This is a genomic window from Enterococcus sp. LJL99 (assembly GCF_054871725.1).
Map to the genome: position 1 here is coordinate 268672 of NZ_JBTXLT010000006.1, position 14385 is coordinate 283056.

Below are 14385 nucleotides of genomic sequence, written 5' to 3' on the forward strand. Positions count from 1 at the left end.
TAATTAATCATCGTTACTTTTAAAAACAAAAAACTCTATACACTTAACTAAAATACATTATTAAAACAACTAAAAATAGTGTTTTATGACTTTTCTAATTTTCCGTTAATTAAAAACTTTTGTTATTTTTAAAATAACCACTCCATTAAAAATAACACTAGATATAATATTTTTTTATATCATTAACGAGATGCAATATAATATTTTTTTATTAATATTTCTAGCAAGACCAAGCAGATTCGTGATAGCAAAATAAAAAAACCTCTAATTATTTATTCTTGGAATAAAAACAAGAATAAATAACCGAGGAATTCGGAGCGTTATTTTACACTAGTCTATTTTCGATTTTATCACTTTTAGCAATTTTGTTTTAAACTCGTTGCTATTTAGAGTTTAGTTTCCTTGCAATCTTTTTTTGTAATAAAATCCCGCAATAAAAAGCAAAAGCATACCTGCCAGAGTCATTGTTACTAATTGAATTGAACCAGTCATTGGTAAACTAGATTTTTTCGAATTTTGAATACCAATGATTTCGCCATTGTATGTATCAGCAGTAATTTCAAATTCAAAAGGTTTTGTTGCTAAGGCATAACCATCTGGTGCTTGAATCTCTTTCAAGGAATAACTACCGTAAGCTAAACCAAAAATCTCAAACGTTCCGTCTTCACTTGACGTTAAAACGCCGTCTCCAGTTGTTGGTTGTTCAGTAACCCATTGCGCTTCTTTCATCCCAAGGTCATTTGTTACCCAACCATTAAAATACTCGCCTTTAGCATTGATTAAAACAAATTTCGCACCAGCTAAACGGTCTTGTGTTTTACTGTCTTCTTTGACAAATTTCGCCCCACCTGTATAAACTGGAACTTTTCCTGTGATATGCTCATCATCAACGTCACCTTTTGGATTGTTGTTCCAAGTCAAATCATAACTGTTATCAATCCCGTTACCGCTTGAAATCACATCTTTTGCTTCTTCATTAATCGTCATTTGGTAATCGATATAGATTTTTTTACCTGCTAAATCTTCTACATTACGACTTACTTTACCATCTGCTAAAATAAAGTCGATTTTAAACCCATTTGGTTGTGCTTCATACGTATAGTCTGTACCCAGTATTAAGCTTTTACCTTCTTCACCTGTTACAACCACACTATTTTCATTACCATTGTACGTTAATCCTTTACCACCGATATCGGTATAGTTAAATACTGTATAATTTTGTGTCGTGACTGTTTCACCATCAATACTTACAAATTGACTACCCGCAATATCTTTCGGTACATCTATGGTATTTTTATAAGCAACTTTATCGCCTATTTCAAAACTACTATTATTTGTTCCAGATGCTGTTCCATTTTCAACCGTTTTTTCACTTACTGGTTTCTTAAAGTTTACAAAATCGATTTTCAACGCATCAGAATCGATTCCTGCTTCAGTGATTTCAAAGGTTAATTTATTATTAGCATTATTTTGGGCATTCGCGTGGATCACATACCCATCTGGTGCTTTGGTTTCCACTAAATAGTAGCTACCAATTGTTAATCCTGTAACGGTCAATTGTCCTTGCTCATTTGTTACTAAAGGCACGTCATTGACTTTTGTTCCTGTTCCTGCTTTCCCGGAATACAAATCAAATTCAACACCTGATAATTCTTGTCCTGCTTTGATTTCATCTGCATACTTGGTTAACGTCAACGTTAATTCTTGGACTTGGTTTTTCGGATATAGATTCACATCTGTTAAAAAGCCGTCGCCATCTTTATTAGTCATCGGTAACGAAATGATAATTGGCTGTGCGATTTTTTTCACTAATCCAGCTGGGCTTTTTGTTTCTAACACTGTATATACATGGTGACTTCCGTCTGCATTTTTTGCCGGAACATCGTTAAAAGTCGCAATTCCGTTAGCATTTACAGTTTCTTGAGCAACTAATGTGCCATTAGCAGAAATCCAACCTTGATAACCTGTTTGTTCTAACTCATTTAATTCTGTTTGAATATCGTCTTCTGATTTATTTTTACTATAATCAGTGATGTCCACTAAGCTAAAACTTACTTCACCATATTTAGCTGGATCATAATTTTCCACGCCATCAGGTAACTCTAATTCTGTTCCATCATTAACAATAGTCACTGGTGCATCATCTTTGTACTGTAATTTATGTACAATCACATTAGATGTTTCTGGTGCATTTTTCGGTGCCGCGGACGCTGAAAGCGTAGTTCCCAAAAGGACACTCAGTGTTCCTAAAAATATCGAGAGAACCATAGCGACAGATAAAATTTTTCTATTTTGTTTCATTATGTGATCTTCCTCTTTCTTGATTTCGTTTTATTAAATAACCAATTCCAACTGCTACTAGTAGGACTCCTCCGATTAACAAAGTAATCAACTTTTTACTACCTGTATTAGGCAGTCTCTTCAATCGGTTAGATACTACCAGCTTGATTTGTGCTTCTTCGTTTGCATTTTCTGTTTGTTTGACAAACTCATCTGGATTTTTCAGCGTGATTTCGCCTTTATTGTTGATTTCAACTTCATAAACTGTAGGATTCAACTCATAAAACGGCGGTGCTTTCGTTTCTTGAATATAGTATGTCCCTGGTGCAATTCCCATAAACTGAAGCTCACCTTGTTCATTCGTCGTTTGCGTATCCAATTCTGTTTTTTCTTGATCGAAAAACGTAAATTCTGCGCCAGCTAATCGTTTACTACTTTCCTCATCGTCTTCTTTAATCATCTGTAAATTAAATTCATTATTTACAACGACCCCAACTTTACTTGGTTCAACCGCTTGAAGACCATTGACAGTAAAAGCAAATGAGTTCCAAGCAGCTCGATCATATTCTGGAAGCGATGGATCAATCAACTCTTTATCCAATTTATCCGGCGCTTTCATATCAAAATCCAACGTCATCGTTTCAGTAGCTTCCCAAGACTCACCTTGTTTCATTTTGATCATGAAACTATGAATTTCTTCCCACTTGTCGACATCATTTTCTTTCATCCATTTCGGATCTTGTGCACCTACTGGATTTGGAATTGGTTGAGTCGTTGATGGATAATTGACACTATCATTCAAATCATCACGTTTTGGGTTCATTGCTTCACTGTAGTAAACTTCTACTTTGTCGTCCCATTCATCTGGTAGGTCAATTGGACCTTTCATCAACGGTGTAAACATACTATCTAAGGGTTGATTATCTGTGATTCCTAGGTCTCCAACGGACGGTAGTACATTCATCAACGTCATGGTCGAGATTTTATTTGTTCCTTTATTGGTAAATTCAAAACGATAGTGAATATCCCCATCCAATACGGTATGGCCAAACATAGAAAAATCTTCGTCTAGCTCCCCTTTGACTAATTCTTGGATAACGACACCACTAGCATTCGCTAAATAATACTGATTCCCTGTTTTGACCATTTTTTCATTTTTAACACCATTACCATTTATATCATTGATATCATTTTGGATTACTGAATCAGTGATTGAATTTCCAGTACTTGTTGGTACTTTGAACGTTGCATTTCCCAAAAAACTATAGGCTTCCGGCATGAGTAGTGACGATGCATCATCACCAACATTAATGTTAAAATTGTAGGTCAACGTATCATTTGCATCCAATGTATCATAATCCCAATGAACATGAAGCAGTTGCCGTTCTTGTCCTAAATAATTTTCATCTTTGATTGAAACAGTTCCCTTAATTTCTGTTTCATCGATAGGTGTCCACCCATTATACAAACTAAAGAAACCGTCAGGATTTTCGGTATCCAGTTTAACACCTTGTGATAATAAGACATAGGTGTCAAAAGAACCCTTAACTGTAACTAATGAACTAGGATCGCTTTTAAAAGTCCCATGAACTCGATTAGGACCACTTATAACTGTTCCATTTTCTTCCGTTTCATAATTAATCGTGTTGGAAACAATCGGAATACTATTATCAGTAGGCGCTTTAATAACATTCGCTGTTCTCGCAGCTGCGTACTGACTGATTGGCGTTCCATTTACACTTTGTGATTGAGATACTTTTGTACCATTTTTGTTATATCCAGTGTAATTAAACCCATAGGAATTCTTCACTTGTCCAAAATACCCTTCTTGAATACTGTAACGCATACGAACAGATTGACCAGTTCCTGCCGCACGATATGTATAATGAAATCTCAATTGACTAATGTGCTCATCTATACCTAATTCTTCTAAATTATAATATTTTAAAGATTCAGGATTTTTGATTAATAGTTGCTCTTTGCCATTAATCATTCCATAAAGCTCCATCTGCGCAGCACTATCAGATAATGTCTGATTCAAATTATTACTATAGTAAGTATAATTCGGTGCATATCGTGGTCTTTGTAAGTATATGTTTTTCAAATCTAAGTGGTCATCGATTTTGTAAGTGACATCATAACTATCAAACGGTTTATTTGGACTATCCGCTTGCATTGGTGTTGATTCAAACGAAAAACCTAATGTTGCTGAATTATATACTGTAGGGTTGGGATTAGGTTTCGAAGTATCATTACTTATATCCCCTTTTCCATTTAAAGGACCAAAATGTGTTGGGTATAATAATGTCCCATTTACAGGCGGTATCACATTACTTGATGGAGGAAAAACAGTCGCAGCAGCCGAAGCTTGCTCTTCAATCGTTTCTCCATTTATATCAACTACAGATACCGATAAATTATTGGTATAACTTTCAATTTTGGTTAGTTTATCTGGAAATTTTGTCCGAACTGTAAAATCACTGGTAAATAATTCGGTAGTCATACGTTCCTGCTCTTCTAAATCAGGAGCATCAAATAGCCAAGTCAACGTATGATTTTTCGCATCATATGTTCCATCCGTAGATCCCTCTACATAAGCTAAGCCTTTTGGCAATTGATCCGTGATTATGATTTGCGATTCTTCTTGAATGTAAAGCTGACCGGTATCCTTCTTTGGAATATTTACTCGAACTTGCCATTCCCCAATATTTCCTTCTTGAGGTACTTCATCATTTTCAACACCATTACTATAATATGTACGTACATATTCTTTATTAGCTGACATCGTCAAGCCCGAAGCAACGGTAATCATTGCTTCTGTATATGTATTCTCAAAATAATTAGGCGCTTTAAATTCTGCTGAGGCTTTTAATTTAGTGCCATTTTTCACAAATCCATTTTCAGTCTGAACTTTAAATAATTGTGTAAAAGAAACACCTGAATTTAGTTCTTTAAAAAAATAACTTAAGGCATGAGTTTGTTCATCATATGTAGGAGTGACATCTGCTAATTTTAACTGTTCAATATCCTGATCAAATAGTGCATTATCTGGTAATTTTACTTCTATTGTCGCATCTTGATAACTAGCTTGGCTTCCTGTTACTTTAAAATTCAATTGAAAAATCCCATCGGCTCCAGCTTCAATTGAACTGTAGACCGATTCAAGATGTAAATCAACATTCAAATCGCCCGCTCGAGGCTGAATCGTGTGTTCATTGTTGTTTTTAGGGATAACCAATTCAACCTCTTGTGATTGATACTCTTTTCCACCAAGATTTGCTGTCGCAATTAACTTGGAGCTATTTTGTGATTCACTCGAAAATTGTTTGGCAGAAAAAACTAACGGAATTGATTCCAGATTGATTTCTGGATGAGAAAATTGAAGTTTTATTTTATTTCCATCAACACTTACAATACCGTCCTTTTTCTCTAAAGTTGGAAATACTTGTTCAATTAATTTTTGAGTTTCAACTAAATCGAAATTCAACTCATCTGGTATCGTAATTCCCACTTCATTGAGTTCTTGATTTGTATTATGTAATTTAACTTCAATTTTTTCCTGCTCCATAATCGCAAGCTCATTTATCGATTCGTCAGAATCTATGACTGAAAAGAATAGATCATGATTTCCACGGAAATCCGACTTTGCTTGCAATAAACCATCAGAGCAAAAAAAATAGAGAATCGCGGCCGTCATAATTAATACAGCTGCTAAATAAGATTTTTTTTTATTCAAATATTCTGCCTCCTTCACTTAGACAACGGATCATAAACAACTAAACATAAGAATGATATACTCGGAAATCTTTGTGCTTTATTTTTCCATTCCTTCAATGAAAATTTTTCAATCATATCATTTTAAAAAAACAAAACAATCTTAACGATTATTAATAAAATAAAAACTCTACGTTACTTTACTATGTGAAAGTTTTGTCACATTAACTAAAATACATTATTTTTTCAATATAAAATAGTGTATTTTGATATTTCTAATATATTATTAATTAAAAACCATTGTTATTTTTTAAATTAAAACAAAGTTTAAAAATAACATCGCTTCCATTTTTACTTTTATTATATAAATCAAAACCGATAAAAAATAGTTCTAATAGTGGAGATTAGCCATCCCTTTATTACACTATTGTTTAAAAGAAATCAACAACTATTCGCCATCCGAATTAACAACTACTAAATAAAAAAAATTCCTATTCGCGAAACACTATTTACGAATATATCCTGTTATAACTGAGAATCATTAAAAACTTATTCAGCCTTCCAAAACTCATTACTCAATCAAAACTACCTCACACTGAGCTATAGGAAATTGATTCTAACCATCCATAGTTAATAAAATCTGACTATTAAATACACGTTTTGTATTTTTTAAAAACTTATAGTCACACGTTCCCTTCAATGATATACTTTTAGTAGCATATATCGAGGTGGAAATGATGATTCCAATTTATTTATGCGAAGACCACTCTGAAACGTTATCTTTTATACAAAAAATAATTGAATCCTATATTATGATTGCTGATTATGATATGGCTATCGTCTTCGCTTCTAATGATCCAAAAGCTTTGCTGCAGCATAGAAAACAAGAAAAGAATTTACGAAGCATTTATTTTTTGGATGTAGACTTACAGCATTCAGATTACGATGGGTTTCTTCTAGCTAAGGAATTACGTGCTTTAGATCCCCGTGGTTTTTTTATCTTTGTAACGACTCACGAAGAATTGATTTTTGAAACATTCAAGTATCGATTGGAAGCGCTAAATTATCTAACAAAAGACAACCCTGAACGACTGATTCGTATGATTCACGAATGCTTAGATGATATCCATCAATTAATAGAACACGAGCAAGGATCACTTGATAGTTATTTTACCGTCAAATTAGGGGATACCATTCAACAAATTCCTGTCAAAGATATTTATTATTTTGAAACAGCTGATCGTCCTCATTTTTTAAAATTATGTGCAGAAAATAGATTAATAGAGTTTCGCGGAAATCTTCAAAAAATTGCAGATGAACTAGGCGATGAATTTTGTAAAATTCATCGCTCTTACTTAGTTCATTTAAAAAAAATAAAACACGTGAACTATCAACAATCTAATTTGGAAATGATTAATGAGGATACATGTCTAATTTCTAGAAAAGGAAAAAAATTGCTAAAGGAGTATTTTAATTAGGACATACTTGAAAATTATAGTAATAGCCGAATTTCCCCAAAATTTTGTTACAAATCAAAAGAACATGTAGCTTGTATGAGACAGATGAGGTCTTTTATAAAGATGGATTTCAGTAACATTATTTTTCAACAAGAGATTCAAACCACTACTTAACAGGAGGTGATAATTATGTTTTTATCCTTATTTTTAGTCAACAGCATAACTTTTATAAGTTTATATGGTGTTCATTATTATATTAATTTGCTATTTCTCACCCCAAGATATCCGCCTGTCAAACCAATCTCCCTGACGATTTTATCAGGAATTTTGGTTAGTTTTAGCTCTACCTTACTGTCCATTCAACAAATCAATCAATTTGGTTATATACGAGATTCTAGACTCTTAGTTGTTGCTACTAGCTTTTACATAATTGGTTATCTATTAACTAATCACTTACTTTTTCCAAACATTTCGCTTTTTAGATTGCTATTGTTGTTTTGTATTTTTGAAATGATGTTGAAAAGCATAGATTTATTTGTTCTCTTTCTTTTAAGAGCTTCAACTCTATATTCTCACTTGTTAGCTTTTTCAATGCCTTTAGCAAACCTGATTTCAAACAGCGTCGTTTTAATTGTTTCTTTTTTCATACTCAAGTTGTTAAAAACATGCCATATAGATATATACATAAAAAATTTGTTCGTCTATCGCAAACTATCCTTTATTATTATTTTGTCTTTTTTCATTATTGATACCTGGGTTGATTTATCTTCTTCTGCAAGCCTTATAGTCCTTTTTACCGCTTTTAGTAGCTACTTTATCTTGATTTTATTTAGTAGTTACCTATTTTTTTCGATTACACAAGAAAGCCGACTTAGGATTGCCCAAAAACAGTTGGAACAACAAGCGATATACTCGGATCACTTAGAAAAAGTCCAAAAAGAAATTCGTACGATTCACCAAAGATACAAAAGTATTGTTAACAAGCTTTATCAAGCCTCTTTGGTCAACGATACTTCCATCATCAAACAAACAATTCATGATGATTTACTTAACATCGACCAAACTATTTTTCATAACTTAAAACAAACCAATCAACTAGTGAAAATTGAATTTGTTGAACTTAAAGGATTAATTTTAACAAAAATCATGACGGCAGAAAAACAAGACATTGAACTTTTTATTGAGGTTCCAGAAACGATTCATTTCATCGCTATGGAGACGCCTGATATCCTATGTTGTCTCGGCATTTTAATCGATAACGCCATTGAAGAAAGCGCCAATTCAACTCAGCAAGCTTTAACTTTAGTCCTCTATAAAGAGCCATCAATGATTACGATCATTGTCAAAAATCCATTTAAGAAGTCACCAAATCTGAATAAAATTTGGCAAGAAGGGTACTCCACTAAAGGAAGCAATCGGGGGCTAGGATTAAGTAATTTAAGACAAATTATCAATCACTATCAAAATGTATTCATAGACACTCAAATCGAACAAGATCAGTTTGTTCAAAGACTTATGATTGAGCAATAAATACCTGTTCTTAATAGCATAAAAGGAGAATTTTACTATGTTTTTTACCGCCGTCTTATTAAATAGTTTTGGAATGATAATGAATTTTCTAAGTTATTGCTACCTTGGGCAACATTTTTTTACTTCAACGATGTTATTTTTTAAAAAAATAGCGTTGATTGTCTTAGCTGGAACTTCGGCAGGCATTTTCTGTTCATTACTAACGATTCAACAAATTGAACAATTAGGTCATTTTGAAGGATGGATTCAATTAGTGATCAATCTAGTAGTTTGTATCGTCTATTTATTTTTTATCAAACTTATTTTCCGGAAAACATCAATTATACATCTGCTGTTATTGTTTTGCATATCTGAAATGATTTATGGAACGATTCATCATTTAACTACTGTTTTCATCATCTCTTCAACACTTTATGATCGAATATTTACTTTTTCAATGCCTTTATTCTATCTCTTTTTTTATAGCATAGTTTTTATACTCTTTTTGCAGATAATCAAACTTTTCCAGAAATTAAAGCTACATAAATATTTAAACAGTTTATTTGACCAAAATCGATTATCACTCATTATTATTTTCCTTTACCTTATTGCAGATAGTTTCCTAGGTACGGTTTACGCCGAACATAGTCTCGTTCTCTTGATTTGCTATTTTTCATTCGTACTGATCATTAGTTACCTCGTTTATTCTATTACTAAAAAAGTTCAGTTAACTGCTTCTAAAGAAATTTTTCAGCAACAAGTCGTTTACTCAGAGCATTTGGAAAAAACACAAAAAGAAATTCAAATGATACACCAAAATTACAAAAAAATTATCGAACAACTTTATCAACGATCGCTGGAGAAAGATACCTTAGCTATTAAGCAAACAATCAAGCAAGAAGTGATCCAAGTCGATCAAACCGTATCTCAACATTTAAAACAAATCAATCAACTAGGGAAAATTGAATTTATCGAACTTAAAGGTTTGGTTTTGACAAAAATCATGGAGGCTGAAAAAAAAGGGCTGAATTTATTCGTCGAAGTCCAAGAACCTATTGATGCCATTGCAATGGAAACCTCCGATATTTTGCGTTGTATCGGTATTTTATTAGATAATGCAATCGAAGAGTCGATTCATGCAGAACAAAATACCCTTACGTTATTACTCCTCAAAGAAAATGGAATCGTTACAATTATAGTGAAAAATTCTTTTAGAAAACAACCTATCTTACATCAAATATGGCAAGAAGGCTTTTCTACTAAAGGTGAAAATCGTGGTTTAGGCTTGAGCAATTTACGTCAGATCATTAGTAACTACCATAATGTATTTCAAGATACTCGGATTGAACAACAGCAATTTATTCAAATCTTAAAAATAAAAAACTTATAAAAAGGAGTTACGATATGTCATTAATACAATTATTTTTTGGGAATTTTCTAAACAATTGTCTTTTTCCATTTACCGTTATTTACATTTGCACTATATTACTCGGAAAACAAAAAACACGACCACAAATTTTAATCGCTGTATTCATCTATGCTCTGGGATCTTCTTTGATTCTTTCTCTTTTAACTTATGCTGACATTGTTCGTTATCATCATATTCGTAGTTGGACTTACCCAATCGTGAATTTTTTAGATTCACTAATGTTATTCCTTTTGATTTCCTTTTTATTCCACAATTTAAAGAAGACTTCGGTACTATTTCTTTTAACTTTTCAAGTTACATTGTATCAATTTATTAGTTGGTTACTATTTATTCCAGTAGGATATTTTGAGCAATCGCTCTCCAAGTCAATAACGATTTTTTTTCTATATAACTGTATCATTCCATTGATCACTATAATTATTCAGCTAACCTCTTTGTATTTTTTGAAAAATAAAACTATTGTAAAACAACTTTATTCACTAGCAAATTATTCTATTTTTTCATTTATCTTTTTCTTAATGTATCAATTTAGCCATTCATTAGCTTATATTATCTATCGTACAAACAACACCTCGTCAATAATTATAAATGCTGGTCTTTTATTTCTTGTGACCATACTGATCCTTGCTTTAAAAGAAATTCAGTCCAAACAGCAAATAGAACACGTTCAGGCACAAATATCTGAGCAAAATACGTATACTCATTACTTAGAAACCATACAAAAAGATTTGCGAAAAATCCAACATGATTATAAAAATATGATTGCAGCTGTTTATGCCTATGCTGAAGTAGATGAACCAGAAGCAGCTAGTCGCTATATCGAGACACATCTATTGTCCATTCAGGAAAATACCGAAGCACACTTACAACAACTACAGATGTTGCGAAAAATAACTAATTTAGAGCTTCGGAAAGTGATTCTAGATTTTATAGCTATATTTGATGATAGTCTTTCTTTAGTAATTGAACATGAAATCAATGTGCTAGTAGAAAATCCATCAGTGATTCGCGACTATCTCCATCATGTCGCACAAAACCTAAATTCAGATACAGCTAAATTACAAATTCAAACAAAGAAACAGACCCTTTGTTTTTGTTACTCTGGGATCAATATCGATCAAAAAACACCTCACGTGGCATCATTTACTTCAGATGATCCTAAAATAACGTACTCTCAAAAAATTAACAATCAAGAAATCTATCATCAGCTAGAAATAGCTCGTTAATTCATTAGTCACCTGATTTTGATTTCAGAGCTTCTCTTAACTAAATAAACCGCAAATCACGAGACTATTTTCGTGATTTGCGGTTTATTTAGTTAAATTCGTTCATTTCTACTTATCAGAACGACTAAAAGTTTTCTAATTCGGCTACTTTATAGCCAATTCCATGAGTCGTTACAATTTCAATTTGTCTACTGTCTTTCACTTTATTCCTTAAATGAAAAATAACATTAGATACTCTAAACTTTTGTTCGGACAATTCAATTGCTCCATCGCCCCAAATCATTTGAAAAATACTCTCATACGTGTGGGTGCTGTTTATTTCACTAACTAATAAAGACACCATTTTATATTCCAATGGTGTTAATTGAATATCATCGCCATTAATATCGATTGATCGATTTTTTTCATTCAACAATTGGTTCACAGAAATCTTTTGCCCTTTTTCTATTTTCCGAATGCGTCTAAAGGTATTTTTGATTGTATACATCAGTTTTTCTAATTCATTGTCTTCTGATAAAACATCATTTGCTCCTAATTCTAAAAAAATTTTTGTTTCTTCTTCCTTTTTGGATAAATTAGGAGTCAGTACCCAAACAAAAACTTTAGGATAATCCTTTAAATATAATAGCCAATCGATTGTTTGCGCTAATCGATTTTCATTATCCAAATTAAGAACGATCCCATCTAAATCTAAACTATGATTCTTATCTTTAATAATGAATGTATTATACCCCTCTAATTGAAATAACGTTGTTAAAGCAGTGGATGACTCAGATAAAATCCCAAGCTTATGCATATTTCACTCTCCTTTTGATAAAATTTTTTTCATGTAAATTAAACAAAAAACATTTCGTGTTTAACTGTTCTCTACTAATTTAAATAGTTAAAAAAGTTGGTATTCATTAACGGGGAATAGTCTAGCTAATACAATCCCATTTATTTCATTTTCTGCCACTAAGCCAAAATATCTACTATCATTTCCGTACATTCTATTGTCCCCGAGCAATAGATAGCACCCTTTCGGAATGGTATTGATATCTCCAAATAGATTCATCGAGAACGACGCTGTATAGAATTCATTTTTCTTGTTCGTTTGATTGATTTCATCAACAATAAATTTTTCATCGATTGGCTCCCCATTGACATACAACCTGTCGTCATGATAAAAAATAACCTCTTCTGGCAAACCAATAACCCTTAAAGTAAATGTTTTTCCTTCAGCTCGACAAGTAACCAAATCAAATCTTCGAAGTGTTTTGACTCTTTTTTTTACCAAAATAACAGCATTTTTTTCAAGTGTTGGTGTCATTGCGCTATTACTAATAATGGTCAGTCTGAAAAAGAACAGCAGCAGAAGAATCATGGCTATAAAACCAATTAGGATAGAAACCATTAATTGAGGCACTGAAATACTCGCACTCTTTTTCAATTTTCTTTTTCTAGAATTAGCTTTTTTCTTCTGCGTCAAATTATTTCTCCTTTATTCTACTTTCGTCAATTTTGAAGTAATCAAAAAGATCCTTTTCCTTCTGTTTGATATTTTCAATATTGGCAATGTATTCATCTGCACCTTCAGCATTCCCATAAAACAATTTATTTAAAGGAACTGTATTAACACCTAATTCTGATATATTTTTATAATATCTGTTCAACAAACGTTGCCCATCAGCAGAAATTAAATCACTTGGCGTTTCCACCATGTAAGAAGACATTTTATTCGACATATCAGCTAAATTTTTCGAAATTTCTTCTGCTTCTCCAACAGAGTCTTTCGTATTTTTTAATTCTGCATCATAATCCCTAATCAAAAAGTACGCTCGCATCAGTATTTTCATATCCTCTTGAGATAAATTTTTACTCATGTAATCTTTCAAGTAAATATACCCACCTAATAGAAAAATTCCCAGGACTAAACAAATGAAGAAAAATTTACCCATTCTCTTTTTTTGCTTTCTTAAAGAAAACATTTCTCTTTTCAAACGTTTTTTTTCTTTTTATTTTTCACTCTTCGCTTTTTTAAGCGATTAAGTTTTTTCCCAATCCTGAAAAAATTTACTCCATAAAAAAGGGAAATTATCGTAAAGATCAAGGCAGCTGAAATCAATCCCAAAAAAATCATTTCGATCATTTCTATATGTAAAACACCCTATTTTATTTGTTTAGATTTTGTAGCTTTTTTCTTTTTACGAATGTTTTGTTTTTTCTTATCCGACTTTACCTTACGCATTTTAGAAATGACTATGTATACGATAGCAATCAATGCTAGAGTGCCATCAACGATTAGTGCAATCAATTTCTAGTTGGTCGTTTTCTCTTCATAAAGGCCAATATCTCGTTCATTATATTTATCTGCTTCTTCTTTAGTTATCGTGAAATCTTCAATCCAATTTTCATTGATTCCATTATCCCCTTTTACTAAAATTTTTGCAGTATACTCTCCCGAAACCATAGATTCTCCTTGCATACTTACTGGAAAAGTCATTATGCATGTATACTAATAAAGTAGACAGCTTTTTTGTTATACTATTAATAAATTAGACACTATTTAAGAAAGGACTTTTTGATTATGATAGATAAACGTAAAACAAAGCGAAAGTTTGATGAGGAATTTAAAAAATCAATCGTAAAACTTTATGAAAGTGAAAAATCACAAAACGCATTAGCTAACGAATATCGTATTGCCCTATCTTCTGTCGCTCGATGGGTGAAACAATACTCTGAAGTTAAAATCGATGACGATACAATGCTCACGGCTCGTCAGATTAAACAA

Annotated in this window: 11 protein-coding genes; 5 read left to right on the top strand and 6 right to left on the bottom strand. The window is 32.2% G+C overall.

Going from position 1 to position 14385, the window contains the following annotated elements; genetic code table 11:
- Nucleotides 1-393: 393 nt before the first annotated feature.
- Together ACYSNW_RS11365 and ACYSNW_RS11370 are read right to left on the bottom strand one after the other, a co-directional pair.
- Nucleotides 394-2301 carry a SpaH/EbpB family LPXTG-anchored major pilin gene (locus ACYSNW_RS11365; protein WP_461744617.1) on the bottom strand — a complete coding sequence of 636 codons (1908 nt, stop codon included), beginning with the start codon at nucleotides 2299-2301 and terminating at the stop codon, nucleotides 394-396.
- Nucleotides 2288-6016 (bottom strand): prealbumin-like fold domain-containing protein, encoded by a 3729-nt coding sequence (locus tag ACYSNW_RS11370; RefSeq protein WP_461744618.1) that lies wholly within the window; start codon nucleotides 6014-6016, stop codon nucleotides 2288-2290. The genes ACYSNW_RS11365 and ACYSNW_RS11370 overlap by 14 nt, the downstream gene beginning before the upstream one ends.
- Nucleotides 6017-6731: 715 nt before the next feature.
- On the opposite strand from ACYSNW_RS11370, the gene ACYSNW_RS11375 reads away from it, so the two are divergent.
- The 4 genes from ACYSNW_RS11375 (at nucleotide 6732) to ACYSNW_RS11390 (ending at nucleotide 11615) form a co-directional block, all read left to right on the top strand.
- A complete protein-coding gene (locus ACYSNW_RS11375; protein WP_461744619.1) occupies nucleotides 6732-7472 on the top strand; it encodes a LytR/AlgR family response regulator transcription factor in 741 nt (246 codons plus the stop codon).
- A gap of 798 nt (nucleotides 7473-8270) precedes the next feature.
- The gene (locus ACYSNW_RS11380; RefSeq protein WP_461744620.1) at nucleotides 8271-8981 is read left to right on the top strand and encodes a GHKL domain-containing protein; all 711 of its coding nucleotides are present in this window, start codon (nucleotides 8271-8273) and stop codon (nucleotides 8979-8981) included.
- 37 nt (nucleotides 8982-9018) lie between these two features.
- Nucleotides 9019-10350 carry a GHKL domain-containing protein gene (locus ACYSNW_RS11385; protein WP_461744621.1) on the top strand — a complete coding sequence of 444 codons (1332 nt, stop codon included), beginning with the start codon at nucleotides 9019-9021 and terminating at the stop codon, nucleotides 10348-10350.
- A 14-nt stretch (nucleotides 10351-10364) separates the two neighbouring features.
- Nucleotides 10365-11615: a hypothetical protein gene (locus ACYSNW_RS11390; protein ID WP_461744622.1), complete on the top strand. Its 1251-nt coding sequence runs from the start codon at nucleotides 10365-10367 to the stop codon at nucleotides 11613-11615.
- A 124-nt stretch (nucleotides 11616-11739) separates the two neighbouring features.
- On the opposite strand, the gene ACYSNW_RS11395 is transcribed toward ACYSNW_RS11390, so the two are convergent.
- From ACYSNW_RS11395 to ACYSNW_RS11410, 4 genes are all read right to left on the bottom strand, one after another.
- Entirely contained in the window at nucleotides 11740-12411 is a 672-nt protein-coding gene (locus ACYSNW_RS11395) for a winged helix-turn-helix domain-containing protein (RefSeq protein WP_461744623.1), read from the bottom strand.
- Nucleotides 12412-12498: 87 nt separating this feature from the next.
- On the bottom strand, nucleotides 12499-13083 hold the full coding sequence (lepB, locus tag ACYSNW_RS11400) for a signal peptidase I (RefSeq protein WP_461744624.1): 585 nt from the start codon (nucleotides 13081-13083) through the stop codon (nucleotides 12499-12501).
- 1 nt (nucleotide 13084) lies between these two features.
- On the bottom strand, nucleotides 13085-13489 hold the full coding sequence (locus ACYSNW_RS11405) for a hypothetical protein (protein WP_461744625.1): 405 nt from the start codon (nucleotides 13487-13489) through the stop codon (nucleotides 13085-13087).
- Nucleotides 13490-13911: 422 nt separating this feature from the next.
- Entirely contained in the window at nucleotides 13912-14097 is a 186-nt protein-coding gene (locus tag ACYSNW_RS11410; RefSeq protein WP_461744626.1) for a WxL protein host-binding domain-containing protein, read from the bottom strand.
- 84 nt (nucleotides 14098-14181) lie between these two features.
- Between ACYSNW_RS11410 and ACYSNW_RS11415 the strand changes: the two genes are divergently transcribed.
- A partial coding sequence (locus ACYSNW_RS11415) for a transposase (RefSeq protein WP_461744627.1) occupies nucleotides 14182-14385 on the top strand: 204 nt, incomplete at its 3' end.